The organism is Pseudomonas sp. NFX224, assembly GCF_048565165.1.
In the GTDB taxonomy this organism is placed as follows: domain Bacteria; phylum Pseudomonadota; class Gammaproteobacteria; order Pseudomonadales; family Pseudomonadaceae; genus Aquipseudomonas.
Genome location: NZ_CP183416.1, coordinates 6129612 through 6154217, shown reverse-complemented (window position 1 = coordinate 6154217; position 24606 = coordinate 6129612). Strand labels below are relative to the sequence as shown.

Genomic DNA, 24606 nt, shown 5'->3' with positions numbered 1-24606 from the left:
CAAGCCCTTTAAACCGCCTGTTTGCCGGGAACCGGGGGTTGGAATGAGCTGAAATGACCTGCTGGCAATACGGTGAGTCAGCCTGACCTGCTGTTGGATGTGCCCACCCCCTTGCAGGAACGCCGTTCGAAACACGCAAGCGCTCATGGGAACGTGCGGCGCAGCGCTGAAAAAAACAATTCACGGTGAGCTGATTCGACCTCCCCCTGACCTTCGTACCTCGTCACCCGACTGTCACAAACATTTGTTGTGCTGGCGCGCATCGCTTCCTCATCCAAGGACTGCTGCCATGTTCTCAGTGCTCAAGCCCCACCGTTGGAAACTCACCGCCCTGCTGCTGGCGGCCAACCTCGGGTTGCTGCTGCACCTGGCATGCGGCGATCTGAAAGCCGTCAGTGAGTGGGTCTGGCTGGACATCATCGGCGAAGGTGGTTCGGCGCTGCTGGCCTTGGTCTGGCTGGGGCTGGTGCTCAAAAGCCGCCCCGCGGGACGGGTCACCAACTACCTGGCGCTCGGGCTCAGTTGCATCTTTTTCTCCTGGTGGATAGACAGCCTCGACGAGTTCATCCGCCTGCCCGACAGCATCACCTGGGACCACTGGCTGGAATCCGGACCGATGCCGGTGGGCATGATTCTGCTGACCATCGGCATTTATCACTGGCATCGCGAACAACTGGCGATCAGCGCGCAGATGGAGAAACGCGAGCGGCTGTTTCGCGAACACCGACTGTTCGACAAACTCACGCCGCTGGGCAGTGCCGACTACCTCAAACGGCAACTGGCCGACAGCCTTGGCGAAAGCATCAGGCAACAACAACCGCTGTCGCTGCTGGTACTGGACCTGGACAACTTTGCCTCAATCAACCAGAACTTCGGACACGCCGAGGGCGACGCCGTGCTGCAGGCCCTGAGTCATTTGCTGCTGCTCAACCTGCGCCGTCAGGACCTGCTCTGCCGTCTGGCCGGCGACCGTTTTGTGGTGCTGCTGCCCAACACCGGCGAGCGTCAGGCGCAGCTCCTGGCGCAGGAGCTGCAACACGCCGTGCACAGCCTGGCGCACAAGACCCGCCAACATGGCGAACGTTTGCAACTCGCGGCCAGTACGGCGGTGGTGATGGCCCTCGACGAGACGCCCGAAACCCTGCTTAAACGCCTGAACCTGGCGCTGTCGCGGGCCAAGCAACCGCTCGCCAAAAGCGCCTGAGGCCCGGCGATGACCGTCAAAACCACCTGGTACGAAGCCGACAGCCGTTTCATTCCCGGGCATTACCAACCCGCCACCCTGATCGATCTGGCGTTGTCCCGGGACATCGACAGCCATCGCCTGCTACGCGGCACAGGGTTGTTCCATGTCGATATTCTGGCGGGCCAGACTCGCCTCAGCCCGCAGCAGTTTCTGCAACTGATCGGCAACACCCGCCGCCTGCTGGATGCCGACGACAGCAGCTTCCTGTTCGGCCAACGCTTATTGCCTGGGCACTATGGCGCCGTCAGCCACGCCTTGCGCCACGCGCAAAACCTGCACCAGGCCCTCGACTCGCTGGTGCAGCAACAGGCGTTGCTCAGCCCGTTGGCCACGCCGCGCCTGTTGCTCGATGAACAGTTCGCCTATGTCTATTGGCTGGACAGTTGCGGCGCGGGCGAGCAATGGCGATTCCTGCTGGAAGCGAGCATGACCTCGCTGGTGGCCATGAGTCAGTGGCTCAGCGGCCACCGCCTGCCGTGGGTGTGCAGCCTCAGCCATGCCGAGCCGCGATACGTCGAACAGTATTGGGTGCACCTGGGCGAAGACACCCAGTTCAAACGGCCGCTGGACCTGATGCGCATCCCGAGGGAATACCTCGCCCAACCCTGGCCCAATGCCTCAGCCACCGCCGGCCAGGTCGCCCGCCTGGAAGCCGTGGGGCAAATCGGGCAACTGGGCTTTACTGCGAGCTTCACCGATTGCCTCTACAACTACCTGCTGGAACAGGTGCGCCAACCGCCGAGCCTGGAACAAGCCGCCCTGGCCTTCGCCATGAGCCCCGCCACCCTCAAGCGCAAACTGCAAAAACACGACACCGGGTTTCAGCAGCAAGTGGATCGCGTGCGCAAACAGGTGGCGCTCTATCTGTATCAAGTCAAAGGACTCAGCAACGAAGAAGTGGCCGACTACCTGAGCTTCAGTGATGCAGCCAACTTTCGTCGCTCATTCAAACGCTGGACCGGCAGCACACCGAACCTGATCCGCCAGTTGTTCAGCATGGGTTGACCCGAGGCTTTTACCTCTTTGATGGTTTTGTCCGTTACCGTGGCATAGCGGTTATTCCAAGCCGAATGACCGCTATATTGGGTCGATTTCTGCCCTTTACGAAAGGCAGAAAGCGGGCAAATGCTGACGCTGGCGACGGACACACCGGACAGAAATTGCTGAGGCAGCCGGCAAGAACGCTGAACTTTGGTTGGGTGTTGATCAGGCCTGACTGATTGCTCAACGGTTCTGGCGGGATGAATCTGAGTGATTGAAAAGACATGATCAGTATGTCTCCCATCGACGGCGTGACTTCAGCCTGCCAGAAGTTGGCGCTCCGACCTGTCTTACAGCTCCGGTCCACTCATCGCTTGGTGAGTAGCCGTTGTCAGCCGGAGTGTTCCGACACAGCACTGACGCCCTCTAAAGTCGCGAAGGAAATGTCTTTTGCGGTGAGCAGGAAATCACTCACATAGGGCACCTCAAGCATGTCGCTGCGAACAGCCGCGAATAGCTGGGCCTGCACCCCCTTCTCTCCCAGACGCTTGGCGATTACGTAACCGCGCGACGTGTACTCATGCACGGCCCAGTTCGGAAGGCAGCAGACACCGCGGCCACTGGCCACCAGTTGCATCATCATGACCGTCATCTCGGAGGTGCGAACCTGAGCGGGCTCGACGTCGGCCGGGTCAAGAAAGCGGGTGAAGATGTCCAGGCGATTTCGCTCGATCGGGTAAGTGATGAGGGTCTGCTCGGCGATGTCAGTGGGTTCAAGATATGGCTTTTCGCGGAGGGCATGATGCTTGTCGATAGCCAGCAGTGCCTCGTAACCGAAAAGCGGCACATAAGTGATCCCTGGCAGAGTCACAGGATCGGAAGTCACCACCAGGTCGAGATCTCCCCGCTCCAGAGCCGGCAGCGGCGCGAACGACAACCCGGACGCCAGGTCGAGTTCAACCTCTGGCCAAGTGCTGCGAAACTCGTCCACCGAGGGCATCAACCATTGGTAGCAACTGTGGCATTCGATCGCGATGTGCAGCCGCCCGGCCCTGCCACTTGCCAGTCTCCCCAGATCGCGTTCCGTTGTGCGAATGAGCGGCAGAACATGATCTGCCAGCCTTAGCAACTTGAGTCCGGCGTTAGTGAACCGCACTGGCTTGGACTTTCGCGCGAACAACGGCGTGCCAATGCGCTCTTCCAGTTCCCGGAACTGATGCGACAGCGCAGACTGCGACAGGTGCAGACGTTCGGCTGCTTCGTGCAGGCTGTCCGTTTCCCGCAGCGCATCAATGGTACGCAGGTGTCTCAAATCGATCATGAGCAGAACTACAATGGGTGTGCAAAATTAAGGCGTGATCGCCACCGCTCCACCACTTGATGGATTTACGTAACATCGCTTCGGCCCCGGAGCGTTGACAATTCCCGGCTGGGGGAGGATCTCGAGTCATCCACGGGTAAACGAGGCCGGTAGGGGGTAAGCACTCAAGCCATGCTGTGCGCGGCGAGATTGCAATACCGTCCTTTGAAATACAGCAATGGCTGCGTAGCAGCCGCTTCCAGCAGGTTCAATGCTTTCACTTCACCGATCACAATCAGGTGATCACCTGCGACATGCTCTGCGTGGACTTCGCAATCAAGCCAGTGCAGGCTGCCGGTAATGATCGGGTTACCTAGAGGCGAATGCCGCCATTCGACCCCATACCACTTGTCCGTGCCTCTGCGAGCAAACTGATTGGAAATCTTGACCTGATCACCCGACAGGATATTGACGGCGAATCGACCTGCCCGGCGAATTTTGGGGTAGCTGGCCGAACTGGACATGACGCTGAATGACACCAGCGGCGGATTCATCGACACGCTATAGAACGACTGGCAGGTGAAGCCAATCGGCTCATCATCAATGTGCGATGTAATCACCGTAATGCCGGAGGCGTAGTGCCCAAGCGCTTCGCGGAAGCTCGACGGCTCGATGGCAATATTAGGGAGAGACATAGAGATCCTGGTAATGGGATACCGTTCGAAAGCGCCAGGCAAGGCTTGGACCAGCCTGGAAACTGTGGCTGACCTCAACTTACCGGGCTTGCGCTGACCACCTTCGGCCTGGCCCTGAATTAGTTCGAGAGTTCTCTGCGGACGATTTCCGCACCTGCGCTCAAAGCATTGAGCTTGCCTCTTGCAATTCGACGAGGCAGCGGAGCCATGCCGCAGTTGGTGCACGGGTAGAGCTTATCGGCGTCTACGAACTGAAGGGCTTTGCGCAGGGTATTGGCCACCTCCTCAGGGGTTTCAATGGCGTGGTTGGCCACGTCGATGGCACCGACCATCACTTTCTTGCCCCGGATGAGTTCGATCAGATCCATCGGCACGTGAGAGTTATGGCATTCCAGCGAGACAATATCGATGCTGGACTTTTGCAGTTTGGGGAAGGCCTCTTCATATTGCCGCCATTCCGAGCCCAGCGTCTTTTTCCAGTCGGTGTTGGCCTTGATACCGTAGCCGTAGCAAATGTGCACGGCGGTCTCACACTTGAGCCCTTCGATGGCTCGCTCCAGAGTAGCGACACCCCACTCGTTCACCTCGTCGAAGAAGACGTTGAAGGCAGGTTCGTCGAACTGGATGATGTCAACACCAGCCGCCTCGAGCTCCCGGGCTTCGTCGTTAAGGATCTTGGCAAATTCCCAGGCCAGCTTTTCGCGGCTCTTGTAATGAGCGTCGTAAAGTGTATCGATCATGGTCATGGGGCCAGGCAGCGCCCATTTGATGGGTTGCGAGGTTTGCTGACGCAAGAACCTGGCGTCTTCGACGAATACCGGCTTCTGGCGAGTGACCGCCCCCACCACCGTCGGCACGCTCGCGTCGTAGCGATCACGAATTCTGACCGTCTCACGTTTCTCGAAATCTACACCGTCCAGGTGTTCGATAAACGTCGTGACAAAGTGCTGACGTGTTTGCTCGCCATCACTGACGATGTCGATACCGGCATGTTGCTGTTCTTGCAGAGACAAACGCAGGGCATCTTGTTTACCCTCCACCAGTTCCTCATCTTGCAATTTCCACGGCGACCAAAGTGTTTCAGGCTGTGCGAGCCAGGAAGGTTTAGGCAAGCTGCCAGCAGTTGAAGTGGGTAGCAGTTTTTTCATAAAAGAAGACCTTGTGCTTTGGATGAGTCAAAGAGCGTGATGGGTGGACCACTGTTCAAGGACAGTTCGGTACGGTTTGATGAACTGTTCTTCAGCAAACTGCCCTTGCTCAATAGCCAACCGGCTACGCTCCTCTCGATCGTAAACAATACGAGTCAATGAATAGTCCTGGTTCTGCAAGCTTGGCTTGTAGGATATTCCGGCTGCAGAATTGGCATTATAAATTTCAGGACGGTAGATCTTCTGGAAGGTGTCCATCGTACTGATGGTGCTGATCAGCTCAAGGTTAGTGTAATCACCGAGCAAATCGCCGGAAAAATAGAAAGCCAACGGCGCAACACTATTTGCAGGCATGAAGTAGCGAACCTTCAAGCCCATTTTATTGAAGTACTCATCCGTCAGCGAATATTCATCTTGCTTGTACTCAATACCCAGCACTGGATGCTGATTTTCAGTCCGATGGTAGGTTCGGCTGCTGGAAACACTGAGGCAGATCACAGGCGCTTTCTTGAAGTGCTCCTTGTACACGCTTGAGTTCACGAAAGTTTTAAAGAGTTTTCCATGCAGATCGCCGAAATTATCCGGAATACTGAATTTCGGTTGATCCTTGTTGTGCCCCAGCAACAGCACGCTGAAGTCGTAATCTCGCACGTACGAGGAAAAATTATTTCCGACAATGCCATCAATGCGCTCGTTGGTTTCCCGATCAACAATTGTCGTTTTCAATATTTCAATCAATGGAAGTGCATGACCGCTGTGATCAGCATCGATGTTCATTTCGACGGAAATGATCTCAAGCCCGACAGTGTAACGATCGCCTTTCGAGTTATCCCAATGCGCCAAGGCATTGAAGCGATTGTCGATCATCTTCAGGGTGTTGAGCAGGTTCTCTTGCCGACTGCTTCCTCTCGCCAAGTTGGCAAAGTTGGTTGTGATGCGCGTATTGTCCGAAGGCTGATAGTCCTCATCGAAACAAATGCTCTTAATGGCAAATGTAAATTCACTGCTCATTTCGGACTCATACCTTATTTCGTAATGATTTCAGTGCAGCCTGATACTTCTGAGATTCAGGCAATCAGGCCGCACCCTCTATAATTGAGAGGGATTTTAAAGGGTGCACTTGAGCGATAGCTAATGAATTGAATTCAAAAACGCTTTAGTCATATTCATGCTGGTGTGCGTTTAGATGGAGAAATTTCATCTACCTCACTGAATCGGCTCGACCGCAAAACTCAGCTTCGACTTGATGTCGGCTCTTCCGGTTCGAACCATTCAGGCCATGAGCTGCGGTGCCTGTTGTCAGCGTCGATGCAAGGGATCAACGTCTGCCCCAACACAGGCAACTGATTGGCAGATTTGGCAATCCGGTATTTGACGCTGTGCACGCACTCCCGGTCCGCGAATTCGCTACGATTGAGCCGGGTACCGCCACAGGGGCCATTCGCCAGACCTTTAGGGCATGTCTCAGGACAAACATACAGAGTGTCCTGCAACCGGCAGCTGCCGCAGGTATCGCAGCCAACCAACGACCGTTTCACCGCTCGCTCGACAACATGTAGCGCATTCGCAGCCATACCGGTTTTCCAGATCGACCGATACCTTGTAAGTCAGAGCCGCGGTTGCCACCGCCTCTGACGATCGTAGGGAGCAACCACAGCGACGCCAGCAAGTAAGAAAATCCTGCGTTCAGCGAGGAGACAGGCAGCCCGCGCTTTGTTTGCGCTGACGGTATACATCCAGGCGCATCAACGTGTCGGTGCGGTGTTCATACACATAGGTATGCCCTTCGATGGTCACACGACCATAACGTCGGGCAATGCTGTAGCGGGTACTTTTGACCTGCTGAATGATCTCTGGAGGGCGCGCGGGAGGCAAATCCATCTCGACTACTCAGACGTTTCTTGCGGGTATGACTGAAGCAGAAGCGGGACATTGCTCATCCTCTTCATCGCCGTAGTACTTGACGCCAATACGGATAATGTCCCGCCCTTGAGCCTTGCGGTGGTGGTTGGTGTCTCGCAGCGAGTAGATACAGCCACAGTACTCCTGCTGATAAAAGCGCTCACGCTTGCTAAGCTCGACCATGCGCGCAGCCCCGCCTCCCTTGCGCCAGTTGTAGTCCCAATAACTGATACCAGGGTACTTGTCCGCCGAGCGATGACCACAACCGTTGATCTGCTGCATGTCCTTCCAGCGTGAGATACCCAGCGAGCTGCTTATGACTGAGAATCCATGCTCATAGGCATACAAGGCGGTGCGCTCGAAGCGCATATCGAAGCACATCGTGCAACGCTCGCCACGCTCAGGTGCATCCTCCATGCCTTTGGCGCGGGCGAACCAATTGTCAGTGTCATAGTCGGCATCGACGAACGGCACGTTATGTTGTTCGGCGAAACGGATGTTCTCTTCCTTACGCAGTAGATACTCGCGCTGGGGATGAATGTTGGGGTTGTAAAAGAAGATGGTGTAATCGATCCCGGATGCCGTGATGGCCTCCATTACCTCAGCAGAACACGGTGCACAGCAGGAGTGCAGCAGCAGGCGATCAGCGCCGCCCGGCAGAGTAAATTTTGGTCGATCGATGAAGCTCATAACCACGCCTCGTAAAAGCATAACGGGACGCCAGGCGTCCCGTTCCTACATCCTGAATCAAGGGCTTCGTCGCACAGCCTGCGAGCCGCCGCAACCCTGTTTACCAGGGTCACTCAGTGATCTCGTCCTTGGTCGGTAACGGAAAATTCAAAGACTGAGATTGTCAGGATCAAGGTGGCAGGTGACAAACGCATTTTTTTGCACGCAACTGTAGTTCTGCTCATGATCGATCTGACACATCTTCGTACCATTGATTGAATCGCCCTTGGTTAGACAGACTTCATTGAGCGTCCGCTCCGAAAGCTGCCACCCAGAATGCAAGCCCAACGAACCACTTAAAGCTGCATGACGGCAAGCGCCCTGCGCAGGGGTTCGTCGGATATCTGGATAGGGCCGTGAAATGGCACATCCATGTCCAATACAAGGTAAACAGAAGCCGCGATGAGCAATGACGAGATGATGAACATTCCAATCACCATCGAGTTCCGGGGAGCGCGGTATCCAAAACTGGCGAAAATGAGTGTCAACCAGGCAACCAGCATCCCAATCAAAGGGCCCGGTATCGCTCCCTCTGACTGCTCGACGATCCTCCAGCGTTGCTCGATGAGCGAATGATATTGCTGACGAATATCCTGAAGCATCGTTTCATGGAAGCGATCCGGCGGCTTGATGCCAGTCAAAGACTTACCGATGTCATCCAGGTATTTGGCCGCTTCGCTGTTGCGATGCTGCAATGCCTCGTCCCCTCGATACGGGTTCTCGATAGCGCGCTCAAGATAGGTGATAACACGGTTGCGCGTGTCTTGTGTCGCATCGCCATAGCCTCGTAGCGTCCGGTCAAAAATAATCAGGCTGGTTGCATACCCATGGAAGTTTGCGTCAATGGACTCGAAGGTGTTCTTGGCAGAGTTGATCATCAGACCAAAGACCAGCGACGTCATAACCACAAAAATATTGGCTACCAGGCGAATCACGGTGTTGGTGTCTTCATCCCTGTGGTGAGACGCCAGCTTGGGGTACCCATGCATCATGAGAAGCGAGGCAGCAACCAGGCACCCGAAAATGGCCAGTGCGATCCAGAGAGAGTTCATACATCGGCGCCCTGAACAAGTGGAGTCAAGTCTTGAAGAATAGACTGTCGGCTGTTCTCGGGGTTTTGCTCTTCAAATACAGGTTTGGCTTTTGGGGAGTGACCGCGATATTGGGGCGAGAGCCGGCGTTGGTGACTGGCAGGTATCGAAATCAGCCCTTCGTGACTGGCAGCCACTGGCCAATCCTGATGAAAAAACTATGTGATTTTGGCTTGGAATAAACGTAACCGTAGAAGTACCGCAAGCATGCCCATCGACACGGCGCGGCCAACGTTATACTAAAGATCGCGTCCTGCATCCTTGGCCTGCCCCGCAAGTATCTCGAAACCACAGATGCCTGGCGCATTGGTCGTTGGAACAAAGCCGAATGAGGGATGAGCTTGTCAAACCCAGGAAATGGCAAGTCACTCATAATCCTGACCGCGATGATATTTGGTCTGAGCTACGGCTTGAGTGCTCCTTTGATCGCTATCAAGTTGACCGCCGCGGGCTTCAGCGAGCTGTATGTTGGAATCAACGCGGCGATGCAGGCAGTTGGTGTCTTTGCCGTTGCACCTTTACTGCCCATGCTATGTCGGCGTTTCAGTCCAAAAATGCTGTTGGCTCTGTCGCTGGGGGCCACGGTCTTTTTCCTGGCCTTGTTTCCCTTTACCCCAATCGAAAGCTGGTTTGCCTTGCGCCTGTGCCTGGGGGTGTTCAGCGAAATCATTATGGTTGTTTCGGAAACATGGTTGAACCGTTCGACTGTGGAGCAAGCCCGGGCAAAAACCATGGCTCTTTATGTAGCCAGCCTGTCGTTGGGATTTGCCTTGGGCCCGTTCATTTTGTCGTGGGTCGGGAACGCCACGAATGCTGCTTTCTTCGTCGGAAGCCTGATCACTTTGATCGCCGCTTTTTCCCTGTTGCGGATTAGAACCGATGGACATTCCATTGGTTATGAAAAGGGCCGTTCCCTCAAACTGTATCTACACACAGCAACACTGGCGTTGGTGGCCACGGCCTTGAATGGCGCGCTGGAGAGCGCAGGTATGAACCTGCTTGTACTGTACGCCATGAACCTGGGCTAGCCAGAACAGCAGGCTACCTGGTTGTTGTCCATGCTGTTGCTCGGCGCGATCATCTTACAAATCCCCATTGGTTGGCTCGCTGACCATGTAGATCGCCGAGGACTTATTGTTTCACTGTCGGGTCTCTCAGCGCTGGGGGCGTTGATCTGGCCTCTGGTTTTAAATGAATACTGGCTCTCGTATCCACTCTTGTTCATCTGGGGTGGGGTGTTCGTTGGAATCTATACTGTGGTGATTACCGAGGTAGGCAAACACTTTCACGGTGCCGAACTGGTCGGGGTTTACAGCGCACTATCGGTCGCCTGGGGCATTGGCGCGTTGTTGGGGCCAGTATTGGCCGGATTCGCCATGTACCTGAGCGTGCATGGTCTACCCCTGCTCGCCGCCGCGCTGTGCAGTGTGTTCACATTGTTTGCACTCATCAGCAAAAGCAGAAACTGATCTCCCGAGACTCGCAGGAATCAACGCCACGCCCAATCATCGAGCAGGCCCACAAATGACCAACAGCCACAGCATCAAAAGAGGCCACTGCCAGTGAGCATACCCGGGCGCGTGACCTTGGTTGCCCGCTTGCTGATGTGGGTATCGACCTATTACGTGACAGGGATCATTTCGCTCGACTTCGACGACCCGCTCTCCCAAGTCCCCATTGTATGGTTCCCGTCGGGCGTAGCGGTCGCGGCCTTTCTTTGCTCCCAGCGTTCGCGCTGGCCGGTGCTGTTTGTGGCGTTGGCAGCGACGCGAATCTTCCTCGATGATCTATGGCGGCATGAGCTGACCTCGACTCTGGTCTACTCCGGCGTGGGGCTTTGCTCGGCGCTCAGCATTGCCTGGGGCGTACGCCGCTTCGCTCGGCCCCATGATGACTTGCATGGCATCCTGATTTGGCTATTTGCCACGATCGCTGTCAGTGCACTGGAAGCGATCCTCATTGGCAGTTGGCTGATGATCGCTCGCGACTTGCCCCTATCCCATTTGTTCTGGCTAATCTGGTTCGCCAATGTAACCGGCATCATCTTTGCCACCGTTGCCGTCATGAGCCTGCTCAACGTTGAGCTTAACTTACCGGACACGACGTCTCGGGGGTTGTCGAGGAAGTCGGGCCGGGGTTGACGTCCTTCGCGCCGGGAGACGAAGTCTGGTACACCCCGCAAATATTTGACGGGCCAGGCAGTTATGCCGAGTACCACGTTGCGGCCGAAAGCATTATCGGGAAGAAGCCGCCATCGCTGAGCCATCTAGAGGCGGCAAGTCTGACCCTGGTTGGCGGGACGGTGTGGGAAGCATTGACCGGGCGTGCAGTGCTCAGAGTGGGAGAGAGTATCCTGATCCACGGCGGCGCGGGAGGCGTAGGTCATATCGCGATCCAGGTGGCTAAAGCCATTGGAGCGCGGGTCTTCACGACCGTGCGCGAAGCAAACTTCGAGTTCGCACGAGGCATGGGGGCCGATGTGGTCATCGACTACGAAAAGGAGGATTACGTCGAGGTCATCAATCGGGAAACGGATGGCCGCGGAGTCGATGTGGTGTTCGATACCATTGGCGGCAACACCTTGTCGCGCAGCCCCGACGTGCTCGCTCAACTTGGCCGCGTGGTCTCGATTGTGGACATTGCCCAGCCGCAGAACCTTGTTCAGGCCTGGGGCAAGAACGCGAGTTATCACTTCGTTTTCACCAGACAGAACCGCGGCAAACTTGATGAACTGAGCGCATTGGTAGAACGCGGTCAGCTGCGGCCACACGTTGGCGCTGTCTATTCGCTTGCCGACATGGCGCTCGCCCATGCCCGGCTGGAAAGTCCCAACAACGGCATTCAAGGAAAAATCGCGATTGCCGTCGAGCCATCGCTCATTTCGTAAGTGCGTACTTTTAACCGTTCAAGCCATATGAGAAGAACGCCATGATTTATGAAATCGCCCTGCTCCCCGTCCACAAAGATCGCATTGAAAGTTTCAGAGGTGCATTTGCCGAGGTCGCTCCCCTGCTCACCCGTGCCAAGGGTTACGGCGGCCACTTGCTCGCCCAAGGGATTGAAAGCCCCGAGCTGTTCAACCTGATCGTGCGATGGGCTTCGCTTGAGGATCACACGCCGGGCTTCGAAGAGAGTGAAGACCACCGAATGTTCATGATGGGCCTGGAGAAATATTTTTCGGAAGAACCGAAGGTCTACCACATTGAAGGGGCTGCTTTTTCTGCTGGCGAACAGGTAGCTACCGGTTTCTTAGACTAGAGCGACTGACTGCTTTTGGCCGATTCTGTTGAAAAAGTCGGAACTTCAGACTGGAAGAGATCCAGGCTGGCCGTCGCTTAAGAACCTATTCACCACGTTGAGTGGCTTTTCGGTTCTGCGTTGATCGTTACTGCTTGGTCAGTGGGTTGATTTGAGTGTTGCGTTTTAGGGCCTCCCAAAGTATCTGCTGGCGGTTGCTGGCATTCGGGAACATCTCGCCGAAGTTTGCCAGAACGGTACCCAACTCCATGTTTTGACGCACCAGCAATGGCCTTGCCCCACCGCGCCCCAACCATGGCGTAATTCTTGCTCGCAATAAATTTGCGTTTTGAATCGTTCTGGGGAACTGCCATGTTGAACAAACTCATCGTCGTGTCGAAGTCGCGGTGTAGAAGCAGGCACCGGACGTCGTGCACGAACACCAGCACACTCAGTAATCACCTGAGCTGAACGTGTCCATGCGCCCGCTTAGCGCCAGGTCATTCACGTCACGTCGTCAGTCATTGAGCCTGACGCGCGGCAGCTGGATCAGCCTGTTCGCCATGCTGATGATCTTTATCGGCCCGCTGATTTCTCAGTCGATGCCGATGGATACGCGCGCCTCAATGTCCATGAGCATGTCGATGGGCATGGATATGTCGGCGATGGAGCACGCTGACCACGGCGAGCAAGCCAGAGCCGAGCACTGCTCGCCCACCGCCTCACATCACGCGCTCTGGGAAAAATGCGGCTATTGCAGCTTGCTGTTCAATTGCCCTGCGCTCACTGGCGGCGTTTCGTTCGCAGCCTTCGACACCCCGCCCGCCCACTCTTTCACCACCCCGTCCCCCCGCTTGGGCCACGCCCGACAAACCTTCTTCCCCGGCGCCCGCACCCGCGCCCCGCCCATCGTCGCGTAATCACCCACCACTGATCTCACACACTTCAGACGTCAGCCAAAGGCTGCCGCCCGTGTTATTTACGACTGTTCGATGGAAATTGTCATGTCCAGGTTTTCTGCTCACTTACGCTTGAGCGCTGCCAAAGCTTCTTATGCCCTGAAAGACGCCAGTGCCGGCCTCGGCCACACCGAACGATTCCCCGATTACCGGGAACTGGTTTCCCCCAAAAGTGGGCCAATTGGCTCAGTGAATGCCTTCGATTCGATCACACCCGGGAAAACCACCCAAATTGATTTTGGCCTGCAATACAAAACCGAAGCCCTCGACGCCTGGGCCTCAGGTTACGTCGGGCGAGCGCACGACTACATCCTGTTCAACTACCTCCCGCCCCCGATGGGCACCCCCTCCCAGGCGCAGAATATCGACGCGCGAATCATGGGCGGCGGACTGGGAGCGGCCTACAGGCTGACCTCCAACTGGAAAGCCGCTCCCGGTGGGAGCGAGCTTGCACGCGAAAGGTTGCGAAGGAACCGCATTCAAACAACTAAAAAATCCATGCCATAACGGAGCACACGTGATGAAACAGCCCAAAGTGAATTTCTACAACCTCGCCTGGCGCTGGCATTTCTATGCCGGTCTGTTCGTTGCGCCATTCATGGTGATGCTGGCGCTGACCGGCACCATTTACCTATTCAAACCGCAACTCGATCCGTTGATGTACGGCAGCATGATGAACGTCCAGGCCGGCCATCACACCGTGTCCGCCGACGACCTGCTCAAGCGGGTGAAAGAGGCTTATCCACAAGCAACCATCAAGCAGTATCTGCCACCAGTCAACGCCGAGCGCAGTGCTGAATTTGTCGTGATCAATGCCGGCACCGAACTGAACGTGTTCATCGATCCGTACCTCGGCGACATCCTCGGCGAGCAAGACGCCAAGATGAATCTGCAAGCCATCGCGCGGGCGATTCACGGCGAGTTGATGATCGGCACCGTCGGCGATCGACTGATCGAAATGGCCGCCGGCTGGGGTATCGTGTTGGTGGTATCCGGAGTCTTTTTGTGGTGGCCGCGGGGCCAGGCCGCGGGCATTTTGTGGCCACGCCTGACCAGCCGTGGTCGTGTGCTGTGGCGTGACCTGCACGCGGTGACTGGGTTCTGGGGTGCGTCGCTGCTGTTGGTGATGTTGCTCAGTGGCATGACCTGGACCGGCTTCTGGGGTGAGAAATACGCAGGCGTCTGGAACGTGTTCCCGGCCGCCATGTGGGACAACGTGCCCAAATCCGATATCGAGGCCCGCAGCCTCAACACCGCCACCCGCCAGACCGTGCCGTGGGCGATGGAGAACACACCGATGCCGATGTCCGGCGACCACGCCGAACACATGGCGCACGGCGGCGCGCAAGCCGGCCCCGCTGCACCGACCATCAGCCTGCAAGACGTGCAGAACATCGCCGTTCAGCGCAAGGTCGAACCGGGTTACAGCATCACCTTCCCGAAAACCGCGACCGGTGTATTCACCATCGCCGTGTTCGCCGACGACCCGCGCAACGACGCCACGCTGCACGTTGATCAATACACCGGCGATGTCCTCGCCGACGTGCGTTTCCAACAATACGGCACCGTCGCACGCGCCACGGAAATCGGTGTGATGCTGCATGAAGGCAAAATGTTCGGCACGTTCAATCAGATCATCGTGTTGCTGATTTGCCTGATGATTCTACTCAGCGCCGTCAGCGGTGTGGTGATCTGGTGGAAGCGCCGCCCACAAGGCAAATTCGGCGTGCCGCCGCTGCGCCACGACCTGCCAAAGTGGAAAACCGCGACGGTGATCATGTTTGCCCTAGCCGTGATGTTCCCGCTGGTGGGGGCTTCGCTGGTGGTGGTCTGGGCGCTGGACCGCGTGCTGTTGTCGCGCGCCACCCGACAAACTGATTCGGCCTCATCCTCTTCATGAGGGGCTTGGATTAGAGGCACGCTCCCAAAACTGTGACCACAATCCAATGTCCCCAGAAAACGGAGTGTTGTACGTCAAGCCCCGTGAGACGGCTGCAAGCCGCAAAGGGTTTAGCCTGCATCCAGTTGAAGTACGCCTCGATCAGGCGTCAGATCGATTACTCGCCTCCCGTCAGTGCAGGGTCTATTTTTGCATTTTCTGACGCCACGGCGTCCACCTCTACGCCCTCAACTGACAGACGTAGCGCTTAGTGTACGAAAATTTCCGTTCTCACTATTCGCCCCCTCAATTAGCTGGGCAGGTTTGTATGCAGTGATCGGCGCTGTGCCACCGTCACGGTATGCGAAGACCTTGCGGATATGCTGGATTCTTTGGGTACGTCCGGTCGCCGCTCAAAGGGTCAGACGTTTCTCTGGGGCTACCATAATCATCATCGCCGTGACCCTGCTGACCGAACAGATGCCGGGTTAATTCATCTGTACGGGAAGCAACAACCTCCGGCGTGCTGCCAAGGCATGAAGGGCGTGAACGACTTACCCGGATGCTCGCTGACGGGGATCCCGCCAATGGTGCTGCTTGATGCGACCCGGCACCGCTGACAGGGGTCTCGTCCGATATTTCAAACTGGTATCATTCGACAACTTACAAACCGGGTAGCAAAAATGAATCGCCGTAAAAAACTCAACCAGATACTGAAGGCCAACGCTAAAAAGGCCAGTGCCAAACTGGCACCGAAGAACAAGCCTAAATACATCAGTAAAGCTGACCGGTTGAAGCTGGAGGCTGAAGCCGCTCAGGACGCAACCATGTCGTCCGAGAGCTGATCTACGTAGCCAAGGACCGGGCGGCCACCGCCGGTTCCGCCGCCTTTTTTGGCTTCGAAATCAGATCGATACCCACCGCCGCTCCGTAGCGCTGATGGCTCGTGTGCCCTGCGGGAGAACCCATTGTCAGCTGTCTTTTTGCGTCAGATTTTTTGCTCGGCGCTACTGCTTTTTTGCGTCAGCACCTCGTCCGCTGTACTCGCCTGCCCGGCCGGTCAGTACCAGGTTTGCGTGGTCGCTTGTTTTTGCGCCCCGGGTTCCGAAGAGGACATCGGGACGATCTTCGAAAACGTGAACCAGATGGCTGTCACCGGATTGGAAAACTGGATCGTGCTATCGCGCAACACCGCGGCAACCGGCGATACCCAGACAATCCCGCTGAATATCCGCGCCCAACTCGAACCCTACTACGACCTCCAAGTGCTCGACTCGGCGCGCTACACAGTAGGCGACGATACGGATCTGAACGCCGCCAACACCATGCTGCAGAATCCCGATATCAATGCAGTCACGCTCATCGACATCATCGTCTTTCGCAACGCCGAAGATACACTGAACGATGTGGCCCTGTGGGCACATGAGTTGAAGCACGTGCAGCAATACCAGCAATGGGGCGTCCGCGAATTTGCCACGCGCTATATCCGCGACTACAACGCCGTCGAAGCGCCTGCCTACGAGATTCAAACCCAGGTAAGCAAAGCGCTGCGAGCGGGTGCGGCGCAAACCTCCCGCAGTCAGGGCCCGACATCCGGGCCCTGATGCACAGGCCTATTTCAAGGCAACATCGAACGCTGGCGTCAGCCCCGACAAGTCCAGCTTGCGGACAAAATCACCGAGACGTTGCTGCTTGTAGGCGTCCACGTCCAGTTCACGGTAATCGTAAAAACCCTGACCATCGCGCAAGCCATTACGACCGTTTTGCATGTTGTCAGCGATCACCTGCGGCGACTCGAAACGCGGTGCCAGTGCACCACTCAGATAGCGCGAGGCGTAAAAGAGAATGTCGCCGCCACCCCAATCGATGAACTCCAGCAAACCCAGCACCGAAAAGCGCAATCCAAAGCCGACGCGCACCGCCGTGTCGATATCTTCTGCGCTGGCCACGCCCTCTTCCACCATCCGTGCGGCTTCGTTCATCGCCAGTGCCTGAATACGCGGCACGATGTAGCCGGCCACCGGATTGCACACCACCGGCACCTTGCCGATGCGCTTGAGCAGCTGCAGCAGTCGATCGACAACCTGCGGGCACGTCGCATCACTACGGCTGACTTCCACCAGTGGCATCAGGTGCGCAGGATTGAGCCAGTGCGCGTTCACGAAACGCTGCGGTTCACTGACCATTTCGCTGAGCTCGGTGACCAGAAACGTCGAGGTGGTCGACGCGATGATAGTCGCCGCGCGGACGTGCTCGCTGATCCAGGCAAAAGTCTCCTGCTTGACCTCGATAACTTCCGGCACCGCTTCGAACACCAGGTCGCACAGGTGCAAAACCTCTGCGGACTGCGACCTGGATTGCAGGCTCAACCGGGAGAGCGCGATGTCCGCCTGCTCCAGATTCAACACGCCGAGGCGCACCAGCATCTGCAGTTCGCTGCGGATATTGTTGCGCACGCGTTCGAAGTAGCCGTGCCGTTCAACTTCTGCGCGGTCCTTGATGTCGATGAGGGTCACCGGCAGACCGGCGTGGATGAACGCCAGGGCAATGCCCTCGCCCATCCGGCCGGCGCCGACCACGCTGACTTGAGGCAGCGCAGCGTTCATCAGTTGTAACCCTTGGTCAGGAGCTCGGTCATCTGCGCCTGACTCAGCTTCGCCAGACCGAGGTTTTCCAGGGTGCGGCCTTCGGCATAGAGGTCACGCTCAGCGACAACCGAAGCAATGCTCAGCAAACCCTGCGCAACCGGCGTCGGCACACCGGCCCAGCGGCCGACAGACACCAGGAAGGACAGACCCAAACGCGTGTCTTCGAGCATGTAGCGATGCTTTTGCAGGTCGATGTCTTCGCGCCAGTCACCGCTGTCAGTCAACTTGCCATGGGCACCGCGACCGTACATCCACTCCTCGCCCTCGGTGGTGTTGTAGTGGTCTGCCAGGGGAAAGTGCGGCGCACCGTAGGTCAGTGCTTCGCGCACGGCCATGCGCTCGGCATCGAGCTGGTTGGTCACACGACGGATCGACGGCTGGGTGCCTTCGTTGTGAATGTCCCAGGCCTCGAAATGTTCCAGGGGGCCGGCGTTCATCATGATCAGCGGCGGGTGAATGATCGGACCGGCGTTCATCAAAGCACCGCTGAGAGCATCTTCAATCGGTTCGACGCTCGGGTACGCTTCGCGCAAGACCGCGAAAGCGTGTTCGGACAGGTGGCTCGGAAACACCCCCGTTGGCAGGCGGGTCGCGTAGCAACTGATCACCAGGTCACTGGCACCATGCTTGCGCACCAGATACGGCAGCGTGCCGGTTTCAGCGAAGGCAACTTTGCTCTTGTTGCCCGCATCGGCCATGGCCTTGGCGAACACGTAGCTGCCGAAAGTGCCCGGTGGCAGGAACACCACCTGGCCGTCGCGCAAATGCGGCGCCACGTGGTTGGCCAAGTCTTGGTGGGAGGTCGACGGCAGCGGAATGATGATTAGTTGCGCGTCGCCCAGGGCCTCGGCCAAATCGTCGGTCAAAGACAGCTTGTCCCCCTGTTGGCCAACGGACAATTTGCGTGTGCCTTGGTAGTCCTTGATGGTCAGGCTACCGATGGCCAGAAGCTCTTTGAGCGCTGCGCCGTCGCGACGCCACAGGCGAGTTTGATGCCCCTTTTCAGCCATTTCCACAGCCGCGGCGTAACAGCCGTGTCCACCACCCAGCACTGTAATTTTCATGGAGCCACTCCTCTTGTAAGTGACTCGATGCTAGCGAGGCGTACCGCCACCGGCTTATCCGATTGCGCAGCCGTGTTACGGATTACGCAGAAGTCTTAGTGCTTGCGTCGCCGCAGGGTGTCCGACGGCAGGCAGCCATAGCGCTGCCGATAGGCACTGGAAAAATGCCCGAAGCTGTTGATGCCGTGACGCAGCAATATATCGGTGACGGTTTCACCGTCCCTGCCCTGCTTCAGCGACTCATGGATCACCGCCAGGCGGCGGTCGCGAATGTACTCGACCGGTGCTTGTTGAAGAAACTGCTTGAAACCGTTCTGCAAGGTACGCACCGAGACATCGCACAGTTCGCTCAGCGTGGTCAGGCTGATCGATTGGTCGAGGTGTTCCTCGATGTAGTCGCGGGCCTTCTTCACGTGGTGCGGCAGCGGCGCGCGCGCGTCGATCAGCAGGTCCGCCGAGTAGTTATGCGGCAACTGCGTGAGCAGCAGTTGCATCAAGTATTCAGACAAGCCGCTGGCGAGACGCGAACCGTCCACGCCACTGCCGTAAAGCCGACAGATGTAGTCCAGCGTGTGAAAAAGGCTGACGACGCCGGCGCCCAAGTGGTCAACGCTGACATCGAAGATCACCGACTGCCGCAGGCTGCGGCCGAGCAGGCGTTGCAGTTGCGTTTCCAGGGCATCCCGGTCGACGCGCAGGATCAGGTTGCGACACTCGCCATCGGTGACAATGCGGCTTTGCGCAAACGGCGAGGAAACGCTCAGGCACCCCGACTGCATCGCTGCACTGCGCCGCCCGTGGGCGACTTCACAATGACCCTGCAAGGTAATGCGAAACAGATACTGGTCGGCAATGTCGCCAATGGTAATCTCCACCGGCGCGCCATAACGCAAATCGAGCAGCGCCGAATCGCCGAAGAACACACCGTTGAGCCGGGTGTAGATGGGCTCGTCGCGCAGCACATTGAAACTGTGCGGGCACAGATAATGACTGACCTTGTCCTTGATCTCACGGTAATCGGCCGAGCTGAGCAGGCTGTGCCGTTCCAGCAGGTGTACGTCATTCAACATCAAGGCTTCTCCTGACCTGGAGCGTCAAAGCCCCGTTCCTTGGGAAAGGAGCGAGGCCCAGACGCCGATCATGGACTATGAACAATCATGCCCGACTCGGATACTCCCGAGCATAGCTTTCGCGGAAACGACGGCAACCGCGCCACAGCAGAAGCACGGTCAACACCGAGGCACCCGCGATCACCAGCGACATCGAAGAGCCCACCGCCGCTGGCGTCCCGAAGTAGCGGTCGGTCAACAGCGCCACCAGCGTGGTGCCCAGGCCCAACCCCAGCAGATTGCTGATCAGCAGAAACACGGCCGAGACCTGCGCCCGCACCTGATTCGGCGCAAGGATCTGCATGGCTGCCGTGGACGCCGGCATCGGGAACGAGGCAAAGAACATCGCCGGCACCAACAGGGTCACCGACAGCCACAGTTGATCGACTTGAGAGAACAGCACGGCCGGCACCGCCATACCGAGGGCACCCATGACGCCCGTGCGCATGGCAGCGTCCTGATGACCTTTCTTGGCCAAGTAGTCGGTGAGCCAGCCACCGAACAGCACGCCGGCGGTGTTGGCCACCAACAGCACGGTGCCGAGCATGTAGCCCGCCTCCATCGGCGACAGGCCGAACTTGCGGATGTACAGCGCCGGGCTCCAGCTCATCAAGCAGAACAGGGCCATGGCGTAGAACGAAAAGCCCAGGTAATGACAGGTGAAGGTGGCACGGTGACGACCCAGGAAGCGCAATCCATCGCTCATCGCGACCTTCTTCGCCTTCCCCTGCGCGTCGACTTGCAGCCCCTTGCGCGCCGGGTCACGCACGGTGAGCCAGATCAGCAGGCCAACGACGATACCGGGCAAACCGACAATGAAAAACGCCAGTTGCCAGGCCTTCATCGCACCGAGAAAGGCCACCTCGATGGTGTTCATGTCCTTGAGCATCGCGATCACATAACCGCCGACGAGGAAGGCCAGGCCGCCACCGACAAACGAACCGATCGAGTAGATGCCCACGGCGCGACCGAGTTTCTCCTTGGGGAACATGTCGCTGAACATCGAATACGCCGAAGGCGACAGCGCCGCTTCACCGACGCCGACGCCAATACGTGCGAGGAACATGTGCAGGAAATTTTTGCTCAGGCCGCAGGCTGCGGTCGCCAGGCTCCAGAACACCACGCCGACCGCGATGATTTTCGGTCGGGAGAAGCGGTCGGCCAGATAAGCGATGGGCATGCCCATGAAGGCGTAGAACAACGAAAACGCCAAGCCGTGCAGCAAACTGAACTGGGTGTCGCTGATCTGCAGGTCGGCCTTGATCGGCTCGATCATCAGCGCGAGGATCTGCCGATCCACGAATGAAAAGATGTAGGCGATCATGCACAGACCGACCACGTACCACTCGTACAGGTAGGTTTTCTTCTTCTGCAGGACCGCTTCATTGACCTGAATATTCACTAGGGTTCGCTCCTCTTGGAATCCGCTCATGCGCGCAGCGCGCCGGGTGACGGTGCACAAAACACCGACTGGGAAGTTGCGGGGCAGATGTAAAGGACTAGGGGTTGGAACATGGTCAGGCCTCTTATTGTTATGGGGTCAATCGCCGGGAGCACCGGGTTTACCAGAACTTCCAGGTGTAGGTCGTAGCGACACGGAACTCGTTGTAGTCGTAGCCGTACTTTTGTTTCACATCGATGTTGCGCACATCCAGCCCTAGGCCTTGCAGCGCCCCGCTCTGCACCACGTAGCTGAGCCCCAGATAGCGCTCGCTTTCCTGGTTGTCGCTCAGGTTGCCGCCACGGTTCCAGTTGGTCCCCTTGATGTAGCGGGTGTAGAGCTTCATCCCCGGCATGCCCATCCCGGCGAAGTCATAGCTGTAGCGCGCGCCCCAGGACTTTTCACCCGGGCGGACAAACCCGAGGGACGACCAGTGCACCAGATAAGGTTGCGGGATGTAACCGTTCATGGTCGGGAACACGCTGTCACCGAGCATGCGCTGGTAACTGAGGCCAAACATGTGAGCGCCCTTGAGCAAGCTGAACAAGCCACCGTAGGAGCGGTTGTCGATTTCACCGTTTAGCGCATTGCCGTCTTCATTGTTATTGAAGTAACGCAAGTCGGTTTTAAGTTTGTAGCCATTGCCCAGATCAGCCATATGCATCAGGCCGAAATAGTGTTGCTGATAAATATCGTGCAACACGCCATAGAAATAACTGGCTTGCAGGTTTTTGCTGATGTCGTACGTGACGCCACCGAAGTCCAGGCCATCGCTGTCGAGATTATCGGTGGAGCCGTATTTGTAGAGTTTTTCGTGGTTGGAAGACTCCCGTGTCACGGCCGACCAGAAACGCCCACCGGTCATCGTCAACCCATCGATCTCCTTGGACTCGACCACGGCCCCTTGGTAGATGGTATCCAACTGCCGACTGGTGTCATCGAACGCCACCGGCAATTGCGGGCGCAGATCACCGACCTTCAGCTCAGTCTTGCTGTAGCGCATTTTCAAGGTTGCGCCGGCGCGGCTGTAGTCATCGGCCGTCTGCTGGTCACGGACGCTGTACGGCAGCGAGCCGTCGTTGCCCGACGAATCCAGGCGCACGGCGTATTGCGCATCGACATCAAGGCCGATGGCCAGGGCTGTGTCGGTGTAACCGGAAGTGAACTGCGCATCGAAACCCTGGGACCAACTATGCACTTCAGAATCGACTGCATTGGTATTGGTGTAGTTACGGTGCAAGTAGAAGTTACGCATATCCACTTTGAAGTGGCTGTCATCAATAACATCGGCCTGCGCGACCAATGGCGAACACATCATTCCCAACACGCCGGCAATACCGAGCCCACGGCAAGACTGTTTTACTTGAAACATCCGACATCTCCACATCTGTATGTGCTTGGGCACTGTATTTATAGGAGCAGGAGCAGAATCAAACTAAAAACAAAGGCGGATGGCCTGAAGGATATAAATGACGATGGGGTCGAGCATTGTCAGGCCTCTTATTGTTATGGGGTAAAACGCCTGACGATCTCAATGGAGCAGTCCGTCAAGGCGACACGCCTCTTGTCCATGGAAGGTAAGTCAGTCGACGCGCCGCGGGTATTGAGACGAACAGCATCCGCAGGGGGGAAAACTCCAACCTGGCTAAAGATTTCCCTTAGTTGACTCAGAAGCGGAGCTTGGTGTGTACCGAGAGGACGCGCCAGTGCTGACACTATCCGGCACTAAAGATTCTGGTGGTTGAGCCGACTCAAATGGACTTGATAAATGCCGGGTGTGCCAAGGAGCTGTTGACTATGGATTTATTTTTTCGTCTGGCGGGTGTCGTCGCCGCCATGACCCTGGCGGGTTGTGCCCTGCAAAGCAACGGGATGGCCGATTACTACAAGCGCGACGCTGCCGAGCGGCAGGTTCAAAATCAGTCCATGACTGCCCGTATTCAGAGCCAGCCGCTGCCGTTGGATAGCACGTTCAAGCTCGACAAGACCGCCGTGTTGACGGTTGATGTGCCGGCTGAAGGCACGGAGCCTGCGACTCAGGTCAGGATTTTCACTGGCTGCGAATCGATGAAGTCAGGCATGACGTATCGGCGTTCAAAGGACTGGAGCAGTCCTTATGTGCTGCCGGCAGACCCGGCACGGAGCATTTCCCAGCAGTTGTGCCAAGCAGTCCGAGACAGCAGTTGGAAGCAGCTTCCCGGCGATAGCGAAGACACTTTGTTGCTGGACCCCGGCACCCTGAGCATGGACAACACGCGACGTTCGATATGGGCGGGCATCGACTTTGCTCGCACCCGTCTGGATGAAAACGAAGGCAAGCCCTACGACCGACAGTTGGAGCGTATAGCGATCGACTGCGCTAGCAGCCAGGCCAGCACCCGCCAGGCTTATCGTTTGAGCGGCGAGACTCTGCTGCCGCCGCCCCTTCAGCCGGTTGACAGTGCCTTAAACAAAGAACAACGCACCCGTCTGATTGGCGCTGTGTGCGCCGAACCCGCCAGCCTGGCGCAACTCGCCACGCCCGTCGTCCGGAAGAAACTGCCGCCCGAAATGCCGACGCCAGAGATTTCGGCCGCCCTGTTGGCACAGGTCAACGCGCTGCCTCAGGGACAAGCGTCCCACACGCTCAACCATTTGCAATTCACCTACAACGCCTCTTCCCCGATGATGCCTGGTGCCGTGGTCAACGACAGCCCAATGGACCTGTATCTGCAACCCGGCCCGACCCGCGGCTTATGGCGCGAGCAGGCGGCGGGTGCCTTGGGTAGCGAACGCGTGAGCATCCGCTGGCGTGGGTTGATCGAACTTGCCCAGACGCGCAGCACACGGCTTGCGGGCAAAACCGACTCGTCCAGCACACTTACAGGCATCGAGCTCGATGGCGACTGGCAAACCATCAAACCGGGAAGTGACATTGCCTACAGCAAGCACTTTACGGACAGCACCGGCAAACCGTTCGAACAGGAGTTCGAATGTTCGGTAGGTGAATCCTTTCCTGCTGCACAAAAAGTCGCCTCGCTGCAAGGAGCGGCGCGCAATGTCACTTGCGTGATCGACAGCAAGCTGCAAACCAGCAATGTGTACCTCTACCTGGAGGCCTATGACCTGTTCGTGGAAACCTCCGATACTTCCATGCTCCTGGTCCAGGTCAAAACCCTTAAGGCGGCGCAGTAACAG

General features: G+C 57.2%; 24 protein-coding genes and 3 pseudogenes. 13 read left to right on the top strand and 14 right to left on the bottom strand.

Annotation, left to right across the window (positions count from 1 at the left end; genetic code table 11):
• Positions 1-289 precede the first annotated feature (289 nt).
• On the top strand, positions 290-1204 hold the full coding sequence (locus tag ACNYC6_RS28220) for a GGDEF domain-containing protein (RefSeq protein WP_419710176.1): 915 nt from the start codon (positions 290-292) through the stop codon (positions 1202-1204).
• Between the two features lie 9 nt (positions 1205-1213).
• On the top strand, positions 1214-2251 hold the full coding sequence (locus tag ACNYC6_RS28215; protein ID WP_419710175.1) for an AraC family transcriptional regulator ligand-binding domain-containing protein: 1038 nt from the start codon (positions 1214-1216) through the stop codon (positions 2249-2251).
• A 367-nt stretch (positions 2252-2618) separates the two neighbouring features.
• Here the strand turns inward: ACNYC6_RS28215 and ACNYC6_RS28210 are convergent, their stop codons facing one another.
• From ACNYC6_RS28210 to ACNYC6_RS28175, 8 genes and pseudogenes are all read right to left on the bottom strand, one after another.
• Positions 2619-3548 carry a LysR substrate-binding domain-containing protein gene (locus ACNYC6_RS28210; RefSeq protein WP_419710174.1) on the bottom strand — a complete coding sequence of 310 codons (930 nt, stop codon included), beginning with the start codon at positions 3546-3548 and terminating at the stop codon, positions 2619-2621.
• Between the two features lie 164 nt (positions 3549-3712).
• The gene (locus tag ACNYC6_RS28205; protein WP_419710173.1) at positions 3713-4222 is read right to left on the bottom strand and encodes a flavin reductase family protein; all 510 of its coding nucleotides are present in this window, start codon (positions 4220-4222) and stop codon (positions 3713-3715) included.
• Positions 4223-4341: 119 nt separating this feature from the next.
• A complete protein-coding gene (locus ACNYC6_RS28200) occupies positions 4342-5370 on the bottom strand; it encodes a methionine synthase (protein ID WP_419710172.1) in 1029 nt (342 codons plus the stop codon).
• 27 nt (positions 5371-5397) lie between these two features.
• Positions 5398-6381, bottom strand: a complete 984-nt coding sequence (locus ACNYC6_RS28195; protein ID WP_419710171.1) for a DUF1852 domain-containing protein — start codon at positions 6379-6381, stop codon at positions 5398-5400.
• Positions 6382-6602: 221 nt separating this feature from the next.
• A pseudogene (locus tag ACNYC6_RS28190) lies at positions 6603-6959 on the bottom strand (methylenetetrahydrofolate reductase C-terminal domain-containing protein); the annotation flags it as partial.
• A 97-nt stretch (positions 6960-7056) separates the two neighbouring features.
• Positions 7057-7251 (bottom strand): hypothetical protein, encoded by a 195-nt coding sequence (locus ACNYC6_RS28185; RefSeq protein WP_419710170.1) that lies wholly within the window; start codon positions 7249-7251, stop codon positions 7057-7059.
• 9 nt (positions 7252-7260) lie between these two features.
• Positions 7261-7962: an epoxyqueuosine reductase QueH gene (locus ACNYC6_RS28180; RefSeq protein ID WP_419710169.1), complete on the bottom strand. Its 702-nt coding sequence runs from the start codon at positions 7960-7962 to the stop codon at positions 7261-7263.
• 335 nt (positions 7963-8297) lie between these two features.
• Entirely contained in the window at positions 8298-9053 is a 756-nt protein-coding gene (locus tag ACNYC6_RS28175; protein ID WP_419710168.1) for a hypothetical protein, read from the bottom strand.
• A gap of 374 nt (positions 9054-9427) precedes the next feature.
• On the opposite strand from ACNYC6_RS28175, the gene ACNYC6_RS28170 reads away from it, so the two are divergent.
• From ACNYC6_RS28170 to ACNYC6_RS28150, 5 genes and pseudogenes are all read left to right on the top strand, one after another.
• On the top strand, positions 9428-10120 hold the full coding sequence (locus ACNYC6_RS28170; protein WP_419710167.1) for an MFS transporter: 693 nt from the start codon (positions 9428-9430) through the stop codon (positions 10118-10120).
• A gap of 30 nt (positions 10121-10150) precedes the next feature.
• Positions 10151-10561, top strand: coding sequence for an MFS transporter (locus ACNYC6_RS28165; protein ID WP_419710166.1), 411 nt, complete (start codon positions 10151-10153; stop codon positions 10559-10561).
• Between the two features lie 135 nt (positions 10562-10696).
• The gene (locus ACNYC6_RS28160; RefSeq protein WP_419713027.1) at positions 10697-11233 is read left to right on the top strand and encodes an MASE1 domain-containing protein; all 537 of its coding nucleotides are present in this window, start codon (positions 10697-10699) and stop codon (positions 11231-11233) included.
• A pseudogene (locus tag ACNYC6_RS28155) lies at positions 11182-11979 on the top strand (zinc-binding dehydrogenase); the annotation flags it as partial. The gene ACNYC6_RS28160 and the pseudogene ACNYC6_RS28155, both read left to right, overlap by 52 nt.
• A gap of 41 nt (positions 11980-12020) precedes the next feature.
• Positions 12021-12350, top strand: coding sequence for an antibiotic biosynthesis monooxygenase family protein (locus ACNYC6_RS28150; protein WP_419710165.1), 330 nt, complete (start codon positions 12021-12023; stop codon positions 12348-12350).
• A gap of 127 nt (positions 12351-12477) precedes the next feature.
• Here the strand turns inward: ACNYC6_RS28150 and ACNYC6_RS28145 are convergent, their stop codons facing one another.
• A complete protein-coding gene (locus tag ACNYC6_RS28145; RefSeq protein ID WP_419710164.1) occupies positions 12478-12600 on the bottom strand; it encodes a hypothetical protein in 123 nt (40 codons plus the stop codon).
• Between the two features lie 208 nt (positions 12601-12808).
• Between ACNYC6_RS28145 and ACNYC6_RS28140 the strand changes: the two genes are divergently transcribed.
• The 5 genes and pseudogenes from ACNYC6_RS28140 to ACNYC6_RS28120 all read left to right on the top strand — a co-directional run bounded on the left by ACNYC6_RS28140 (position 12809) and on the right by ACNYC6_RS28120 (position 16771).
• Positions 12809-13249, top strand: coding sequence for a DUF2946 domain-containing protein (locus tag ACNYC6_RS28140; RefSeq protein WP_419710163.1), 441 nt, complete (start codon positions 12809-12811; stop codon positions 13247-13249).
• Between the two features lie 153 nt (positions 13250-13402).
• Positions 13403-13717 (top strand): annotated as a pseudogene (locus ACNYC6_RS28135) (TonB-dependent receptor domain-containing protein); the annotation flags it as partial.
• Positions 13718-13808: 91 nt separating this feature from the next.
• Positions 13809-15188 (top strand): PepSY-associated TM helix domain-containing protein, encoded by a 1380-nt coding sequence (locus ACNYC6_RS28130; protein WP_419710162.1) that lies wholly within the window; start codon positions 13809-13811, stop codon positions 15186-15188.
• 662 nt (positions 15189-15850) lie between these two features.
• Positions 15851-16012, top strand: coding sequence for a DUF2986 domain-containing protein (locus tag ACNYC6_RS28125; protein WP_419710161.1), 162 nt, complete (start codon positions 15851-15853; stop codon positions 16010-16012).
• A 123-nt stretch (positions 16013-16135) separates the two neighbouring features.
• Positions 16136-16771, top strand: a complete 636-nt coding sequence (locus ACNYC6_RS28120; RefSeq protein ID WP_419710160.1) for a DUF4157 domain-containing protein — start codon at positions 16136-16138, stop codon at positions 16769-16771.
• A gap of 9 nt (positions 16772-16780) precedes the next feature.
• Here ACNYC6_RS28120 and ACNYC6_RS28115 read toward each other — a convergent pair whose 3' ends face one another.
• The 5 genes from ACNYC6_RS28115 to ACNYC6_RS28095 all read right to left on the bottom strand — a co-directional run bounded on the left by ACNYC6_RS28115 (position 16781) and on the right by ACNYC6_RS28095 (position 22801).
• Positions 16781-17773, bottom strand: coding sequence for a 3-hydroxybutyryl-CoA dehydrogenase (locus tag ACNYC6_RS28115; protein WP_419710159.1), 993 nt, complete (start codon positions 17771-17773; stop codon positions 16781-16783).
• Entirely contained in the window at positions 17773-18879 is a 1107-nt protein-coding gene (locus ACNYC6_RS28110; RefSeq protein ID WP_419710158.1) for an NAD/NADP octopine/nopaline dehydrogenase family protein, read from the bottom strand. The genes ACNYC6_RS28115 and ACNYC6_RS28110 overlap by 1 nt, the downstream gene beginning before the upstream one ends.
• 95 nt (positions 18880-18974) lie before the next feature.
• On the bottom strand, positions 18975-19949 hold the full coding sequence (locus ACNYC6_RS28105; protein ID WP_419710157.1) for an AraC family transcriptional regulator: 975 nt from the start codon (positions 19947-19949) through the stop codon (positions 18975-18977).
• Positions 19950-20034: 85 nt separating this feature from the next.
• The gene (locus ACNYC6_RS28100; RefSeq protein ID WP_419710156.1) at positions 20035-21390 is read right to left on the bottom strand and encodes a spinster family MFS transporter; all 1356 of its coding nucleotides are present in this window, start codon (positions 21388-21390) and stop codon (positions 20035-20037) included.
• Between the two features lie 160 nt (positions 21391-21550).
• Complete coding sequence (locus tag ACNYC6_RS28095; protein ID WP_419710155.1) at positions 21551-22801, bottom strand: OprD family outer membrane porin; 1251 nt, start codon at positions 22799-22801, stop codon at positions 21551-21553.
• Between the two features lie 425 nt (positions 22802-23226).
• Here ACNYC6_RS28095 and ACNYC6_RS28090 point away from each other — a divergent pair, with 425 nt between their 5' ends.
• On the top strand, positions 23227-24603 hold the full coding sequence (locus tag ACNYC6_RS28090) for a hypothetical protein (protein ID WP_419710154.1): 1377 nt from the start codon (positions 23227-23229) through the stop codon (positions 24601-24603).
• Positions 24604-24606 lie beyond the last annotated feature (3 nt).